The following is an 18642-nucleotide window of genomic DNA, read 5'->3' as shown; positions in this document are numbered from 1 at the left end:
TTATCTCGTTTGTAAGTAGTAGAAGTTATGGGCATTTCTAAATTTATTAAACTAACCTGCCCGTTAGCTTAATGAATTAACGGCAAATAACGATTAGATATACGACTAATCGGCAATAGGACTATGTTCTTGTCCATTCCGGCGATAAAATAAAAAAGTCGCTATAATAGCGACTACAATGGGAATATGTTCTTGTCCCCCGACACCCAACAACATTTATATTTATTTTTAAAAAAAGCCGAATGGATCGTTCTCATCCACTCAGCTCTTAGGGTTATTTTACAATAATTTGTAGAACATCACTTACCGTTGTTCCACTTCCATTCATATACTCAACGCGATATTGATAAATGCCAGGTCATTCGGAAAGTGCCGGTTCACCTTGCACCTCATTTGCAAGCAGCTCCGAGTCATCAGAATGCCGTTCGAACATAACAGCGTCAACCCTCGTATAGATCATATCGGCAGGAAGCGTTGGCGGGTCTACAGTTGTAGGCGTAATTCTGGTTAACCGGACATACTCGCTACCGTTACCCGTAAAGTCGTACGTCCCCAGATTAACCCAACCCGATGAGCCGACCGTTGCATCCAAATAGGTGATCTCGGTACCCGTTTTATGCTTCACTTCCACTTTGACATTATTATCGTTTCCCGTCGTATGGACCAGTTTGTAGATCGAGACCGTATATTTCCCTTCTGGGAACTGGCCTTTCCACGTGGCTGATGATCCTTGAACGGTTGAATAGCGGGATTTAACCCCAATTTTGTATCCGGCTAAATTGCTTTGGCTCCAAGACCCTTCTGTCGTGTATAACCCAGTTGTATCTGTACTGTCCACGATAACCGTTAGGTCCCTGATCGTGATATTCAAAGGCGCTGTGGTTAAGGTCACTCCGTCAATCGTGACAGTAGCCCATACCTCAATGTGATCCGTGTCTCCATCGAGATTGAGAAGGGTCAACAACCCACTGCTATTCACTTCAGCCAGATCCGTACGATCAACGAAATACTGCACATCGGCCTGTGTAAGATCACCGACCAAACCGTTATCCAAATAGCCGATCACGCTTAGTTGTGCGTTTTGAGTCATCTGTATCTCGCTGCGATCGGAGAGGATCACCGCAGACTCCAATTGCGGCACCCTGTTTGGGTCCACCCACATGATTGCATCGGCTACGACTCTGGATTTGTTGGCCTTATTCGTTAGTTCCACGTATCCGCTATCGCCTGCAGCAAAAGGATAATCCCCCAGGTGCACCCAAGTACCATTCGCCATGGTCTCATCAACAGTAACCGTCTCGGAGCCTCCGCTATAATAAACGGTAAACGAGGCATTTGTTGCCCAATTTTCACTCGTTGCAGTAATTTGCGGAATCTTGTAATACACACTGTAAGTGACACTTTCTGGCAGGTCAGGCCGCCATCTCATTTTGCTTGTCGCTGTGCCAGCCGTAGATTTGGCATACACATAGTTATCATAATAATAATCGTTAGCCGTCGTATCCCTTATCCAAACGCCTTCTGTCTCCGCTTCCGTATTATCCACTATGATAGAGGAACTTTCCTGCCCATCGGGTTGGACTGGCGTTTCGGTTACCTGATCCGGTAGATAGAGTGTCCGCTTGCGGGTCTGTTTCCCCTCTGATTCTAAGTAATACGTGAAGGTTTGGGATAAATCGTTCACCCGTATCGACCATTCCATCGGGTATATCGTATCTGGAATCGTCGTATACGTAGCCCCGCCATCCAAGGAATAATGGATCGTCGCTGGTTTCGTCGTTTTGGCCTGCACATAAGCATCATAAACCGTTTCGTCGGGCTTAACGATCAGCATGCCTTTAACCGCATCAATTGGACTGTGGGTATCGAAGAAATAGCTTGCATCCGAGGTATCAGCAGTTCTGACCTGATGCAGCGGTACATCAATGTCAAGTCCTTCTACAATGATCGCGGTGATGCCCTTGCCTGAAACCGTGGCTTGAATGATTCCGCCACTCATAACCGTTTGCTCTGGTGTACCATTGTCGCGGATGATCGTTACGGTATAATCCTGTGCCGGGTTGAATCCAATGATATGTTCATTTAATTCAATTGGAGTCTGAACTTCTTCTGAAGATGCGTTGCTTAACCCAATGTAGAATTTATCGCCGCTCTCACCCGTTATCCAATTCAATTGAGGATGGTTGGTCTTAATAATCCCCTTGGGCATCCAAAGCCAAACATCAGAATTACCATAAAATTGCCCTGGTTTATTCCCATAGAGGTGATATTTGAACCATAAAAAATTCGTTTCAAATACAGAAGGAAACGTAATGCTCCCGTTTGATTTCAATGATTGTTCGCTAATTAAATAATCCATCGTTTGTCCAAGCTGCCCCGGGATATGGTGATAATAAATGGATGTAGCCCCGCTTGGGCCTTCCAGAGGAAAATCCGGTTCGAGTTGGCTAACGGCGAAGCCTTTATAGTAATAACCTGGATAACTGGAATATCGTCCAATTACCGCATTATGAGCAATATCTTGCAGCAGCTTATCCCCTGTATAGAGCGACAATCTCAGCATGAATGGAGCTTCCTGAGCATTCATCCGATAATAACCTGTTGTACTTCCCGCTTCAAATGTCAATCCGCTCGGTGAAACAAGCCAACGATCCGCTTGAACGCCTCCGGCTATATCTTCTGGAAGCTAAAGCCTAGGATATTGAAATTTACCGCTTTCTGGCCAATGGAACGACTCCGCGTAATTATACGTCTCCGGCTGCGGAATCGTAACGTTTCCTTCAGGAACCGGGCGAGCAACGAACATGGTTGCATACCGTTTGGCTTCCTTATAGGCAGCATTCAAGTATTTGGGATCCTGCGTTTCTTCGTAAAGCTCCAAGATCTCCATCCACAGCTTGCTATAATAATAAATGAACTCATTTTTACTCACATCGACAGATGCGGGTGTATCGATATGCTGCGTGATATAGTTGTCAGCTGCATCCTTCGCAGCTTGTAAATACTGCGCATCTCCCGTCATCCGATACATCATCAGGGGCTGAACGACAGGACCCCGGTCTTTCTGTTCCGGGTCACGCACGAGGTATTCTTCCTGTGCCAGCGCCCCAATGCCTGCCGAAGTGCCCATCATCTGATTGACAGCGGCTACGCTTGAAACATCGAATGGCAGAGTAGCCATTTTCCATAAGGAAGGCACACCGTATACTTTCTTCTGCGTTGGCGACCAACCGATACCATTTCGCGATACGCCATACTGGACGGACGGCAGTGCTCTCGTATCGTATAGCTGGTCATCCCCAGTGAGATAATAAGCCCCCAAAAGAACCGCATTCGAGCTTGTTCGAACGCTATCCTCGTTTTCGATATCAATAAAACCCTTGGCACGGCTCCACCACCCGCTGGGTGATGGGACATAATTAACAGAGTCGTCTCCTTGCGGCTCAATCTTGAGCAAATCAATCATATTAAACATCGCGTCAGTAAGCGACTGATCTGACACATTTTCCCGGTATGACGAATAATCGTACTCATTGCGAAGAATATCCGTGTAGGACTCATACAGATTGCTTTTTTGCGCGATTAACCCCATATGAAATTGATAGGTGTTTTCTGCGGTCATTTGGGAATAGGTCCCTAATTGAGGCGCATACAGGATGGGCTGCACGCTGCCTTCGTTGTTGACCAGGCTCATGCCCAGCCGTTGTTTTGTAACGCCACCCGTTGGCTCAAATTCAACTGGTAGCTCTTCCGAAGGTACAAACACCCCATACGTCAATGGATTCCCCGAAGCATCATTCTTCTCAACCAGACTCATCGGAGCGCTCAGCTCCCTCAAGCTTGTGGATTCCACGGTACCTACCATTTTGGCATGCGACCTGAATCCATTTAACACTTCATTGATGCCTGATACGGACTCTGTTGTGAAGGACTGATATCCAATCACATAGTTGCCGTCGCGGCGAGGTGTAAAAGCAAAGGAAACATCTGGTTTATCCCCTGTCATGGACCAGTTCACTTCAAAATCGTAATCACTCTCATGCGAAGAATCCGTTAATACCGCCGTGTGGTTGTCGGGAAAAGTGATCCCGTCAAATGTAATCCAGCGTTTATTCATCGTATCGTAATAATTGGTTCGGCTGCCCGCATTTCCGTCCAATAAAACCCATTGCTCCTCCAATCTTTCCGCCACAGTATTGATCGGCATCCAGTTTCCCGTGTCTGTGTTCTTATAGAACATGTCACGAACGATGGATTTGCCTCCATCCCATACTGCCTCATAGAAGGTCGCTTTATAGTTATCATTTTCGATGCTGCCTTTTTCGGTGTAACTGAGATTCGTTAATGTGCGGCTCCGGAGCGGGGGCAACGGTGGTGCTTGTTGACGGATATTCCCCTCGAACTTGACTGCATCAGCCCGCGTAATAATTGTACCCGTAGAAGGTTGCGTTCGAGTCAGCCTGACAAATTCGCTATCATCACCACTGAACTCATACTCCCCCAAATCAACCCATCCAACCGATGGACCTGACGAAGGTCTTAGATCCATAAACTTCACATCCGTAATCCCGTTATGAACAATCTCAATCTTCACATTACTATCTGCTTTATCCGCCCAATCCAGCTTATAGAACGATATTCGCGCCGTCCCTGCTTCCAGGCGTGGATTCCATGTGATGCTTCTATTTACGGCGTCTGTAAATTTGGAGCTGGAATTATTGTACCCCTTCACCCCCGCGCTTGTGCTCCAATAAGGAGCGGAGAATCCGTTATTGACGTTGCCTGCATCAACAGTGACGACATGATCAATCGTGAGACTTCCATCATCAATGATGATCGTCTTATGTGGCTCTTTTTGCTCAATATTCCCTTCGAACTTGACCGCATCAGCACGCGTAAGGATCGTGTTCGTCGTACTGGTAGACCGAGTCAATCGAACGAATTCTTCACCAGCTCCGGAAAAATAGTACTCTCCCAAATCAACCCATCCCGCTGGATCACCAGATGAAGGTCTTAGATCCATAAAGACTACATCCGTCGTTCCATTATGAACAATCTCAATTTTCACATTACTATCTGCTTTATCCGCCCAATCCAGCTTATAAAACGATATTTTTGCCGTTCCTGCTTCCAAGCGTGGATTCCATGTGATCGTTCTGCCTGCTGTGCTCGTATACTTGGAGCTGGAAAGATCATACCCCTTCACTCCTGTGCTTGTGGTCCAATTTGGAGCTGAGTATCCATTGTTCTCGTTACCCGCATCAGGTGTCACAACATCATTGATCTTGATACTCCCGTCATCGATGATAATCGTCTGATAAGGTAAGGTCTCCGCATAAGCGATCCTTATTCCCATCAGGCTGAAAGGAACTACGATCGTCAACATGAAAACGATGAAGAAAAACAGCTTCCTTTTGACCATACAACTCACAGCCTCTCCTCGTAATGATAACGCTTCCATAAATGCATTGCCTTTTGCTCAAATGATCGTAAAAAAGCAATTAACCTTCCCCTTCTGCCTAATCCCGCTCTGTCGTTTTTATCTTAGCATGTTAGATCACGGTGAAATTTCTTTCATTTTAAGAATTTCTTATACGATTTTAAGTAAAAAAAGAAACCTACATCCTAATTGATTGCTCAGTTGCAGTCAGCTAGAATATAGGTCTTCCAAGTGTTTCGAGTGAACCCATCCATTATAATGGCGGCTGCACCAATAACAACTTTCCAAGCTGAATGACTGTTTGATCATACCAAGCTGGATGCTGCCGAACATGTTCCATACTTCGTTTATTGCCACTTGCCTCAAACACGGCCGCTTTGTCAATCTTCTCCTGATCGATCTCAAAGCGAACGCTATGTTTCCCATTCGGTAGCTCCGGCAAGAAAACATACTGATTTCGATTATGATCGTTATAGGGTGTGAATCGATCGACAAGAAAGGGTTCTCCTCCATCCACCGACACCTTCAATCGGCCAGAATCCGGCCCCCCGATATCGAATAACCCGATGTGGGTTCCCTCAAACTCCACCGTGATCGTCTCTCCAGGATCGACTGCCCGCCATAGGCCGGGGAACAACCAATCGTACTCGCGCACTAAAGCAAAATTATCAGGGGTCATGTAAGACCATCCTGCCGAAAAAAGAGTAAGACGGTCCAGCGGCAGCATGGTCGCATACTCCCACGGATTAGCCGGGACCAAAGGGTCCGGCGGCAAGTGATGTTCGACTTTTCCCACGTGATCTCGAAGTTCACTCATTTGCTCAAACGACCGAATGATTGTGTCCGTGTAAATCTGGTGTCCTTCGGGAATAGTCGGATGGATCGAATCATGCGTAAAAATAACGGCTCCGGGAATGAGCACGTCTGCCCTTGAGGTGAAAATAAGCTTTCCATCCGAAACCAATTGACTGACGGCTACGCCCAGATGAATCGAAGGAATGCCGTAATAATCGGCCACTTCCTCTTGCATAAGAGCTCCCTTCTGGTATTGGCCAGATTGAAATAAGGTTAAATCCCGCTCCTTAACCGTATAAACAAACAGGATATCGGTAAACCGGCTGCGCTTGCGGATCTGTCGGACAATGCCTTCGATCCGCGCCTTGGATTCGGGAACTCCGCCATCGTTGCCAACAAATTCAACAAATACGAGATCAGGCTGATGACGCAGTACATCTGTCTGCAAACGGGCGCAGCCGAGGTCCGATCCTGTCCCATCAATGCCTGCGTTCACTGCGCGGATATCGGCTTGGGGATATTGCTCTCGCAGCCAATCCGCGGTCATGACCCTGTATCCTTCCGAACGTGTATTACTGCCGCCAAAATAAACGATGGTCACAGGTTCCCCATTTTCCAACTTCTGAATGACATTAGGCAGCCCTCTCCGAGGAAAAAATTCTTTCATCGCAACTTCACCCGACCTCACTTCGCATTTTTAGGAGCAAAAAATTTCACTGCAAACACTTCATAATAAGGTGAGCCATACGTTGCACAGAAATCAAACCGGATCTGGGTTACACCTTGTACATTCACCTGATGTTTATTCAACGAAAGATAATTTCCGCGGACTTTAATTTCACTCTTTGTTCCGTCCTCTAACGTTAAGGTCACTTTATAATCCTGGATCAGTGGCTCGATTGGATCGTCGAAATGCTCCAAGTTCAGCTGTGAATTGAAAACAAGATGGAGTTCATCCAGATTTCTGGGGCTTGCAAAACCAAATTCCAACCATTCCTGTCCTTCCGTACGTTCAGAAATCCAGCCGTTCGGCAGACCATAAGGTCTGGAGTATCCGTTGACGACATTCGCGGGATTATACATATCCTGGGATGGTATCAGATCCTTGAAGCAAATACTTCTGTTGAATTTCTTCAGTCTGGACGGCTCTTCCGGTCTATAATGGAAGCTCACCGCTCCTGTCATTTTCTCTTCATTGGTGTGTACAGCAAGGCTTGCCGTACCCTCCAATACGATGTAGATTTTGTCGTCAGCCGGCTTCTTGCAGCTGAGGTCAAGCGATATCCAGTCATCGTAACCCGCTGAAATAACCAAGCGGTAATCTTTCAGCTCGTTGGTAGGAATATAGTTTTCCTTTCGATCACCACCATACAGTTTCACTTGCAGCGTCTCCGAATGCTCGGATCTATTTTTAATTTTGATCTGTACGCTTTCAAGCAGAGATGTCTGGATCGGCAAGACCAAACATAACGCTTTCTCCAAGGAGACCTCTTCGGTTGGATGAAGTTGTTCATAGCTTCGCTGAGACGAGGCACGAACCGTTAATCCGTCTGCGAAATAAGGATCCAACGGCTCTTGAAGGCCGACAATCGTTTGCCCGTCTCGAAGCAGCTGCGCCTGAAGCTCACCCATATGGGCTTTGACGATGTCCGCGGGGTCTGTTTCATATTTTACGCATAACGCAGCAGCTGTTCCTACCGCCTGCCCCATACAACCACAGGTTGCCATCACCCTTGTAGATCCAAAAGCCACATGGGTAGCGCTTATATTGCGACCAGCGAACATGAGATTTGGGATATTACGTGAAAACAAGCTGCGAAACGGGATATTATACAATCCCGGCACAAAGTTCCACGCCGTAGCCGGCCCCTCATCGTAGATGCCTTTATTTGCATGCAGATCCATATACCATCCTCCGACGGATACCGCATCTTCGAAATGAGGCTTTGTTGTAAGATCGTTCTGAGACAGCATGTGTTCCCCTATAAACCGTCTCGATTCCCGCTTTCCCGGAATCGGGCATACATAATCCAAAATGAGATTGTCTACATCATCAAACTCGCCGCTATTTTTGATATAATCCCAGATCCCGTACACCAATTTGCGCAGTTCCAATGCGATGTCTTCATTATTCTTGATAATATCCATATGTCCACCGTATTCCAGCCACCACAATCCGCCAAGCCCATTGATTTTCCTTGGAAAAGACCGATGGTTTAATCCTTTTCTGATACTATCAAAAAACTCCAGCTTCGTAATATCATACGCAAAGCCAGGCCTTTTGTAAGGAACGGCATAGTTTACGTCACGGGCTTGAAACAGAATCGTATCGCCCATGGTGTAATGATCCGCCACTTCTGGAGCGAGCTCCTCCTTGTATTCGTGCTTCGCCTCTCTTCCCCATCGGAAGTGAGCTCCTGCTTGATATCCAACAATTCCATCCCCGGAGCAATCGATATAGGTTGAGCTTTCAAAACGAAATTTTCTCTCGGAAGCCAATTGAAGGCCCTCCACCCATTGAATTCTGCCGTTCTCCATGCCCGTTTCATGTACACATGTGTTCAGAAATAGAGAAATGTTGGGCTCATCATAAACCATGTCGAGCAAAACCGTATCCGAAAGCGAAAGCATAAGTTTCTTGTTGTATAACGGATTATAATGAAAGATCTTCAGTTTCAGTTCTTCTACCAACCCGCCCTCGCGAGCATAATAGGATGGACTGTTTCCGAGATATGCCGACCCGTTGATATGAACTCTGACCTCGCTGCTCGCATTTCCCCCAAGAACTGGCCGATCATTGATAAGTGAAACCTGCAGCCCTTGGCGCGCGGCAGCAATGGCAGCGCATATTCCGGCAATTCCTCCACCTATGACAGTTACATCAGCTTTCATAAGCTCCATTTTGATAACCTCCATGAATAGATACTCCTATCATGGTAATGGTTTTGGCCCGTTTTTTTTTACAGGATTTCGCGAAAAAATCATACATTTTTTGTATCCTTATTGGAATTCCTACCGTGTCATTTTGATCCGGTATTGCTTAGGTGTATCACCGGTATATTCTTTAAAAAGTTTGCAAAAGTAACCTTCATTGACAATGCCTACTTCCTCGCACAATTCCAATAAAGAATAATCCTTCACATGTAACAACTCAAGAGCGAGGTTGATTTTTTTACGGTTGATGTAGCTAATCACGCCTTCGTTCATTGTTTTTTTGAATAAGCTGCTAAAATACGATGGCGCTAGATTCACTTCCTCCGCAATGGCCTCCAGCGTTAAACGCTGTTTCAGGTTTTTCTCTATAAAATGCATAGCACTTATAATTTCTGCACGATGTAACAGTTGGCCCGCATGCACGTATTCGAATGTGAAGTCTCCAATATAGGCGAGCTGCTCCTGAAAAGCCATAAATTCCATGGGGAAGTCTGGAACTTCCGTGGCCATCTTATTTCCTGATTTAAATTTCACGGTAATGTCTCTGTACAAGTCTCTAATCATTGGCACCATGATGGACTTGTGAATTTTATGGTCCGTAACAAATTGCGACAGATCGGCAAGTGCATTGTCCAGTTCTACCTTGGAAATCTTCCTCTTCAGGCGTATAAGAAAATCATTCAGCTTCTGCTGAAAGTCTGCTTTTTTGTCATTATGGTATTGGAACCGATGCATCGGTGTTTTTACGACTTTCTCGGTATGATAATAGAAATCCTCACTCACATTTTTAGCTTCCGTGTACGCCTGTTTGATCGATTCCCAGCCTCGGTGTGGACCTCCAAAAGCGACGGAAACCCTTTGATTCAAGTATTGATGCAAATGAGAGATGATCTGCCCTCCCAAGGATAGGCAAGCATATTCCGTTTCCATATCACTGCGGTTATTTTCCCAGGATAGAAAGCCAATAAAACGATTATCGGACAGATCCGCAGCTACCCCACTGCTACCATCCATCACCGTTTCTTCGATGATATTTGTAATCGCATACTTCAAGATGTTTTGATCTGTGGCCGCGTACTCGTTTCGGAAACTTTCATACGTATTCATCTCAACGATGAAACAGCAATAGTTGGCTTGAAAGAAATGAAACTGCATGCGATTGGCAAAATCCGATGCCCGATGAGAAGGAATTTCACCTCGGATCAATTCGTTAAAAAATTGCTTGCGGACTCTGTATTTATTTTCAAGCACGGATACGTTTAACGAGTGAAACTCCGCCTCTTTTTTCTCAAACTCATTTAAAATTCCGGCTGCCTTATCCAACGCTCGATTCAAATCCGCTTCCCTCAGCGGAACCTTTACAATGTACTCTAATACGTTGGCTTGAATCGCTCGCTGAGCGTATTCAAAAGATGAATAGGCGGTCAGCAGTATGTATTGGGTATGGGGGAGCTCCGACTTGAGCTGCTCAATCATGGAGATTCCGTCCATTCGCGGCATTACAATATCGGATATGACGATATCCGGTTTAAGTTTTATGATCTCCTCGATCCCATTCAGGCCATTATTGGCTTTGCCCACTAGAACAAATCGTCTATCCCTATTAGAAAGCTCATTAAAAAACAATTCCAATCGTTGAATGATCAGGTCTTCATCGTCAACAATGAAGCAGGTATAGTCTCTCCCCATTATGCATCTCCTTTTTGCAATTCTGCCGGGAATACAGCGCGTATACGGGTTATTTCCTTAGGTATACTTATGATATCCAGCCCGAATTGATCTCCGTAGTGAAGTCTTATTCGCCCATGAATATTATTCAGCCCGATTCTTTTCCTTTTCACTTCCTCTTCACTCGGTTCTGAGATTAAAATATGCTTTATTTTATCAGCTGGAATTCCCTCGCCTTGATCAACAACTTCTATGATGACGATACTGTCCTCCCTGTACGCATGAATCGTAATAGGTCCCTCAATTCCCCCTCCGTTGTAACCATGGAAGATACTATTCTCCACAAGGGGCTGCAGCAGCATTCGGAAAACCGGAAAATCCATTAACCCTGCTTCGATATCTTCAATCAAGTGGAAGTTTCGGTTATACCGAATGTTCTGGATCTCGATATAGTCTGCTACATTGCGTAATTCCTGGCGTAAGGAAACCTTCTCTGAAGCGTCGTCTATCCCATACTCCAATAATGAAATGAGCGACCCGATCACCACATCTACCTTCTCTATTTGTCCGAGACGTATCACATTGCTGATCGAACCAAGTGTGTTATACAGAAAATGTGGATTAATTTGAGACTGTAACACCTGAATTTCCAACTTCCGCTCAAGTTCATTATGAAGCTCGGCTCGGCGAATCAGTTCAACAATCTGCTGAAGCATACGATCGAATGCCCGTGAAAGATCGCCAAACTCATCGTTTCGATTAATCGTTATAGTCGTTGTGAGGATGCCTTGTTCCACCTGCTTCATTTTTGTTTTGAGCGTATAGAGTGGTTTTCTTATATATTTTGCAACCAAAAAAGAAATGAACAAACTTAAAAGAAGACCTGCAGCGAGAAGCTCGATATAATAGGTTTCCAATCTGGATAACGACGCTTTTAAACGTGATTCATCGTTGATCGAGATGATGGTCCAGTTGAATTTCTCCGTTGGTTTTTTCAAAAGGGAGACCGGAGTGCCATCGTTGGTATACAGTTGAAGGTTTGTTTCTGTCGTATCCAGAATTTCTTCCGCTGACGTCTCTCCGATCGAAAAAGAATGATCTTGAATATTCAGAGGTCCTTTATTCTCAGAAAATCCGGCAATGATCTTACCTGACGCAGTGATCAGAGCCAGATTCATTTGTTCCTGTTTATTAATTTTGAACAAGGTTTCTTCAATGGCATTTAGATCCAAATCAACCGCAATGGCCATAGGGAATGGAGAAACGTTCAGATAACGAACCATCGTAACGGTCCAGCCGGAATACTTCGATTTGTAAGGTTCACTAACAAAGGTAGTCCTTCTACTCTTGTCAGCCGCATCAAATAAAGGTGCTCTTTCAGATAAAGGTTCATCGAATATTCGAGTAGGTGTACTTCCACCCAGAATGGATAAATCGCTTTTGATCAAATATATATTACTGACATAAATACTGTTGAGTTCATACAGCTCTCTTAATTGCTTTTTAATCACTTCGGTATTGTTAATGTTGGCTTTCACTGATGTTTCGACTGAGAAGAGAATCGTCTGGAAGGAGGAGAAATTAACGGTGAAATACTGGTCTACCTTGTCTAGTATTTGATTGGTGTAAAAAATGTCATTGGTTCTTATTTCCTTTTGGACATAGCGATAAGACAGTTGGCTTATCAAGATGATGCAGCCTAATACAAAGGCAAACACGATAAAAAATAATTTTAAAGGCAAGCTGATTCTTCTTCGCATCGATCATCTTCCTTTTAGTTCCGTTTTAAACTAAGAATAGCATATGCTAATAAAGAGAGGGGCTACGAATAGCCACTCTCTCTTTGTTTATTTACTTGATAAGGCCGGCTTCTTTAAATTGTTTGATAGCAGTTTCCTTATATTTCTGCATGTCAAACTTGTTATCCAACGTTTGGAGGAAATTGTCCCAGTTGGAAAGAGGCTCTTTGCCCGTCATAAATTTTACTAAACTTTCATTAATGAAACGTTGGCGGTCAGCATCCAAGGTATCGCTGGGGTCTGGGGTCAATAAATTTCCGGGCAGCGTTGGCCCCACATATTGCTGATTGTTATTGAAAGCTTCCGCCGTCTTCGGATTCTGAAAGCTGAAATACTCCGCATCATCACCACGGCGTGGCATTCTATAATGATCAACCCACAGGTACTTTTCCTTCACTTCCTTCGATAATTCGGAGGTTTTATTTTTGATTTTACCGTCCACCACATCCCAATGAATCCCTTTAATTCCGTATGCAAAGTTGGGATAGGCTTCTTTATCCGTAAAGAGATAATTCAGCATGGACAAGATCCGAATGATTTTGTCCTTATCCGCTTTCGCGGATATAGCCCATGAATTGCCTTGGAACGATTTTCTCTCAACAATTTGATCACCGTACGGACCTTTCATCGGAGGGATAACGATCCATTCCGGCACCTCTCCACTAATTTCTTTCATTTTCTGCTGATAATCCGGCTCCAGTCTTCGAGCATCTCTGATCATGAAGCCAACTTTACCTTTAAACATCTTTTGGTCCAACAAATCAGGCGAATTCATCGTCACCCAGTCTGGGTCAACCACTTTGGCTGCCATCATTTTATTAATGTAAGCAAGGGCCTCTTTCATTTTGGGATCGGTAAACAGAAATACCGGTTCATTATCTTTAATCTCAACGGCCGAAGGCGGATTAACGCCAAACATCCACATCAAGCTATCGAAGCCGTAGGTTTGCAGATTGCCTTCTTTATTCATACCGCCGATGAATCCGTACGTATCGTTTTTGCCATTTCCGTCCGGATCTTTCTCTGTAAAGGCTTTCATAACTTCGAACAACTCATCAGGTGTTGTTGGCACTTTCATATTCAGCTTTTTCAGCCAATCATTGCGGATGAAGTAGCTTCGACTGATACCGTTTACATTGTCGTACCCTGGAACTCCGATCGTTTTTCCTTGATATGACATAGCCTCCCAGGAGTCGTCGCTAAAACGTTTCTGTAATTCAGGAAATTGATCCAGATACGGTGTCAAATCCGCAAGAACACCTTGGTCATAATATTGCGCGAGATCAGCACGACTCTTCAAGAAGATCAAATCTGGAATATCTCCGCCTGCAATGAGCGTATTCAGTTTGGTTGTTGCCTGCCCAGCTTGAGGAATCACCATATCCAAGTCGATGTTCATCTCTTTTTCCAACATTTGGCGTTGAATATCTTCATCACGTGGAGGGATCGGAGCAGCAGCATTGAACGTACCTTGGTTAAACATCGAAATTTTCATTTTGGTTTCAAACTGACCAGACTGCCCTTGCGAATTACCCGAAGTTGTCGATGTAACTTCTTCATTTCCCCCACATCCTGACAATAACGTTCCCAGTCCTAAGATTGCCGACAGAATAGCAAATGAAATCTTTTTACGCTCCATATTGACCTCTCCTTTGCTTGTATATTATCACGGTTTCCCCGTAATAACTTAGGTTGGAACATCTTTTACCCTTTAACGGATCCCAGGAGTACACCTTTGGTAAAATGCTTTTGCAAAAATGGGTAAACGATCAAAATCGGAATCGTAGTTACGACAACTGTAGCCATCTGCACAGCGAACGTACTTACAGTTCCGGAATTGGCGAGCGACTCAGCACTTTGTGTTGCGACGTTAAGCAGGATGTTGCGTAAGACTACTTGAAGCGGCATGAGGTCGGGATCATTGATATATACAATAGCATCGAAATAACTGTTCCAATGCCCCACTGCGTAAAATAAAGAAATGGTAGAGATGACGGGCAAAGACAGTGGTAAAATGATCCGCCATAACGATTGTAGTTCACTTGCACCGTCAACCCTCGCTGATTCCTCGATTTCACCTGGCAATTGCTCGAAAAAGCCTTTAATAATCACCAGATTAAATGCACTAATAAGATTCGGAATAATCAATACCCACGGACTGTTTAGCAACCCCAGAGAGCGAATTAGTAGATAAGTCGGAATTAACCCCCCACTGAACATCATGGTAAACACAATGAATAGTAAAAACGGACTGCGTCCCGGCAAATATTTTTTGGATAACGGGTACGCCGCGATGACCGTAAAAAACACATTTAATGCAGTGCCTATGATCGTTCGAAACAACGTAATTTTATACGCCTGCCAGAGCCCATGAGAAATGAATACTTCTTTATAGGCCAGAAAGGTAAAAGATTCTGGTATAATAACAATCCCTCTTCGTAACACTTCCGATTCTGGCGTCACGGAGACAGCAATCACATATAAAAAGGGTAATAAGCAAAGTAGGGATAAAAAAATAAGAATAACATAAACGACGAATTGCCAGACTTTTTCTCCGATTGTCAAATGGATCATTTAATCAACCACCTCACCAAATTTGCCCATCGAATTTTTTGGCAAGCTTATTTGCTGCCAGAACTAAAGCAAATCCGATGACAGCTTTAAACAATCCTACAGCAGTAGCCAAGCCAATCTTCAGACGCTCCAACCCTTCACGGTATACCCATGTATCGATAATATCGATCTTCTCCTGGTTAAAGGTGTTGGCAAACATGAATATTTGGTCAAAGCCAGCATCCAGAATATGGCTTAATTTAAGGATCAGCATCAGAATAATGACTCCTCGAATGCCGGGTAAAGTGATATGCCAGAGTTGTCTCCATTTGGAAGCTCCATCCATTCGAGCCGCCTCATATAAGCTTGGATCAATACCTGCTAATGCGGCGAGGTACAGTATCGCTCCCCATCCAATGTCCTTCCATATTTCAGATGCGATGACCAGCAGTCTTCCCCAAGCAGGCTCCGTTAGAAATGAGATGGGCTGAAAACCACTTTCCTTCAAAATCATATTAAAAAGGCCATCGCCTGGGGCTAATAAGGCTACCATCAATCCATATACAATGACCCAAGACAGAAAGTGGGGTAAATAAGTAATGGTTTGTACGATTTTCTTAAACCATTGGGTATGAACTTCATTGAGCAGTAAAGCAAGTAAGATGGGAGCGGAGAAACCGAACAATAGCTTATAGAGCGATATAACAATCGTATTTTTCATGATGTCCCAGAAATAAACGCCATTCATAAAATCCGTAAAATTCTTGAATCCCACCCACGGGCTATCCCATACTCCCAAAGCGAGGTTGTAGTTTTTAAAAGCAATCATGATTCCCGCCATAGGAATGTATTTGAATACGGCAAAGTAAATTAAGGCCGGTAATAAGAGAGCATACATCACTTTATACTTTTGTATCGTCCTTATCCATGACTTCCGCTTTTTGGAGAGGGGAATGGCGTCCGCTGCCAATTTCACTTGCATATCATCACCTCATCTTTATTTGTAGTTGTATAATAGCATCCTCCTATCGGATAAATTTCTGAAATTTCAAGAATTTCTTATAAGATATTAAGTAAGTGGGCTTTATAACGAAGGGGAAGGCGCCGCTATCGCAGAATAATTAGGACATCAAGAACCAGTACTACAAAAATCAATACAACCGTAAAAAAAGAAAAGCTTAGATCCATGGTTTTATCAAATCTGGAACTTATGTAGCGTTAGTTGTTAAATAAATCATGCAATAAACCAACATGTCCATACCTTTTTTTGGGAAACAGAAAGTAAAACTGCTGCCGGAATATTTCAGCCCGTTGGGATGGTTGAGTTGCCTAATTGTTTTTATTTAAAGTTTCCGCATGCGGATTTGGCCTTCTTCCCTACGGACACCAATTTCATTTCGGGGAAAAGATCTCGAGGCAGTTGTTTCCATAAAGATGCGAAAACTGTCATGTATCATGCCCAGTAGTGTATTTATTGAGGTTTGAACTACTTGCGCTTCTTATTTAGATATCCATTAAAACGGTAATCGGTACAAGTTCTTGTCCTTGGCTCGGGACACGAACTTGTACCGATTACATAAATAAGCCGCTTAAATAGCGACTTCAATGGGACTATGTTCTTGTCCCTCGACACCTTCGCAAGTTATTCTTCTACTAACTAACTAACTAACTAACTAACACTAACTAAATCATTATACCCCACCTTCTTGATCATCATCGGCTAAGGACATGAGTTTGTATTATCAAAATTTGCTCTTAAAAAGCTGTAAAGACCGTCTCCCAAGAATATCTTGGAAAACGGTCTTAACTTAAGGTCTCATGTTCTGACTTAATAAGAAAGATTATTAATGGTTTTTATAAAATCATCTTTCATCTTTGTATCATAAGATTTAGGCAGGTTATTCAGCAATTCATCCACCTGCATTTTGAATTGATTTATTTGTTGTAAATTATATTCTCCTCGTACATACGAAGAAAGTACCTTAAACATGGATTCATTAACCATCGTCACTTTGTCATCAAGGATTGAGGATTCGAGATTTGTTGAAGCCATAGAATTCTCAAATTTAATATAAGAATTCATTTCAAGGTTTAACCGCTCTTTTGCATGAATAAGAATATTCGTATTTTCAGATTTAGAATTTTCAGCTTTTAAAGTACCTATCGATTCACTAAAATAACTCAAACCATGAATAAAGGTTCTATAGGCTGAAGGATCTCCAGATGCATAATTACGTTGTTTATTTAAATGATTGTTATACGAGAGAATAACGAGCAATACATTCAGAAAAATGGATGCAATCAGAACGAATTTATAGGAGTTTTTTCTCATATCTACAGTCCAATCAAATAAATTTAATTTTATTCATTGTAGATCCGTTCCCGCTAACTCCTGCGCCACAAGCGTAAGACGCCTATTCCTCACGTACTGAGTTACGGTCAAACCGATTACTGCATGAAACATGCGCTGAAAAAGATATTTTGAACTCATTTACGACCTAGCAATGTCCTCAATCTCAATCGGCAAGTGCAGATGTTGTTCCACATAATCAATTCAGAAAAGGTGCAATGCTCTCCTCCAACGAAGTTATTGGTTTGCCCATCAATTGCTCAAGGTCCTTAGACGTAGATTCGGTATCAATACTGCTTAAAAAAGGATAGATCCAATGTTGTACCGACACATCCTCGATGTGCATGACAGGTTTATCCGCCAATGCTGTGAGCACCTCAGCCAGATCAGCAAAGTTCCAAGTCTTTGGCGCGGCCAACTCATATATCCTCTGCTCATGCCCTTTCTCTGCAAGCACGTTCGCAATGGCCCGTGCAAGATCACTGCGTGTAACCGCATTAAATCGCCAATCTCCGGCTGAAGTTGTTAGCACGCCACTTTGTATCGCCTCCTGAAGTCCAAGGACATTCACAAAATCAATATACAGCCCATTGCGCAAAATCGTATACTTCATCCCCGAATCAAATATGACCTGCTCGGTAAGTCTATGCACGCTACTCGAACCTTTAAGACTCGTCTGTGGGAAAGCAAAACTGGTATACAGGATATGTTCAACTCCAGCGTTCTTCGCCGCATTGATTACACTTGTATGTTGAGTTAACCGGACTGTATCATCGGTATGTGAGCTGGAAATCAGCAGCAATTTATTCACACCGGTAAAGGCTTTCTGTAGCGTTTCCGGCCTATCATAGTCAATACAGCGAACCTCCCCACCCTGATCCTTTAAAGCTTTTAAGGTTGCGGACATCCCCCCATTACGGACACCTGCGATAATTTCTGTAGCGGGGACCCGGACTAGAAGATTTGCAATAATCAGATTGCCTAATTGTCCTGTGGCTCCTGTAATCATGATCGTCATCCTGCTTTTCCCTCCTGTAAAAGAATTGCAACAAGTAGTTAAGTTATTAACTAAATGAACAGAGTGATTCACTGGACTACAACAC

11 protein-coding genes are annotated in these 18642 nt (G+C 43.7%); all 11 read right to left on the bottom strand.

From position 1 onward, the window contains the following. Window positions 1-358: 358 nt before the first annotated feature. A complete protein-coding gene (locus ABIC22_RS24015; RefSeq protein ID WP_354484343.1) occupies window positions 359-2563 on the bottom strand; it encodes a golvesin C-terminal-like domain-containing protein in 2205 nt (734 codons plus the stop codon). Between the two features lie 123 nt (window positions 2564-2686). Continuing rightward, window positions 2687-5422, bottom strand: a complete 2736-nt coding sequence (locus tag ABIC22_RS24010) for a golvesin C-terminal-like domain-containing protein (RefSeq protein ID WP_354484342.1) — start codon at window positions 5420-5422, stop codon at window positions 2687-2689. A 271-nt stretch (window positions 5423-5693) separates the two neighbouring features. Beyond that, window positions 5694-6902: an SGNH/GDSL hydrolase family protein gene (locus ABIC22_RS24005; protein WP_354484341.1), complete on the bottom strand. Its 1209-nt coding sequence runs from the start codon at window positions 6900-6902 to the stop codon at window positions 5694-5696. A 17-nt stretch (window positions 6903-6919) separates the two neighbouring features. Beyond that, window positions 6920-9151, bottom strand: a complete 2232-nt coding sequence (locus ABIC22_RS24000) for an FAD-dependent oxidoreductase (RefSeq protein ID WP_354484340.1) — start codon at window positions 9149-9151, stop codon at window positions 6920-6922. A 96-nt stretch (window positions 9152-9247) separates the two neighbouring features. Further along, window positions 9248-10858, bottom strand: a complete 1611-nt coding sequence (locus tag ABIC22_RS23995) for a response regulator (RefSeq protein ID WP_354484339.1) — start codon at window positions 10856-10858, stop codon at window positions 9248-9250. After that, window positions 10858-12597 (bottom strand): sensor histidine kinase, encoded by a 1740-nt coding sequence (locus tag ABIC22_RS23990; RefSeq protein ID WP_354484338.1) that lies wholly within the window; start codon window positions 12595-12597, stop codon window positions 10858-10860. Before ABIC22_RS23990 ends, ABIC22_RS23995 begins: the two co-directional genes overlap by 1 nt. A 91-nt stretch (window positions 12598-12688) precedes the next feature. Beyond that, window positions 12689-14275, bottom strand: a complete 1587-nt coding sequence (locus tag ABIC22_RS23985) for an extracellular solute-binding protein (protein WP_354484337.1) — start codon at window positions 14273-14275, stop codon at window positions 12689-12691. Between the two features lie 65 nt (window positions 14276-14340). After that, on the bottom strand, window positions 14341-15210 hold the full coding sequence (locus tag ABIC22_RS23980; RefSeq protein WP_354484336.1) for a carbohydrate ABC transporter permease: 870 nt from the start codon (window positions 15208-15210) through the stop codon (window positions 14341-14343). Between the two features lie 13 nt (window positions 15211-15223). After that, a complete protein-coding gene (locus ABIC22_RS23975) occupies window positions 15224-16171 on the bottom strand; it encodes an ABC transporter permease (protein WP_354484335.1) in 948 nt (315 codons plus the stop codon). An 846-nt stretch (window positions 16172-17017) separates the two neighbouring features. Next, the gene (locus tag ABIC22_RS23970; protein ID WP_354484334.1) at window positions 17018-17521 is read right to left on the bottom strand and encodes a hypothetical protein; all 504 of its coding nucleotides are present in this window, start codon (window positions 17519-17521) and stop codon (window positions 17018-17020) included. 217 nt (window positions 17522-17738) lie between these two features. After that, entirely contained in the window at window positions 17739-18557 is an 819-nt protein-coding gene (locus ABIC22_RS23965; RefSeq protein WP_354484332.1) for an SDR family oxidoreductase, read from the bottom strand. Window positions 18558-18642: the final 85 nt, after the last annotated feature.

The organism is Paenibacillus sp. PvP094, from assembly GCF_040546835.1.
GTDB classification, from domain to species: Bacteria; Bacillota; Bacilli; order Paenibacillales; family Paenibacillaceae; genus Paenibacillus; species Paenibacillus illinoisensis.
This window is presented reverse-complemented; position numbering and strand designations above follow the sequence as displayed.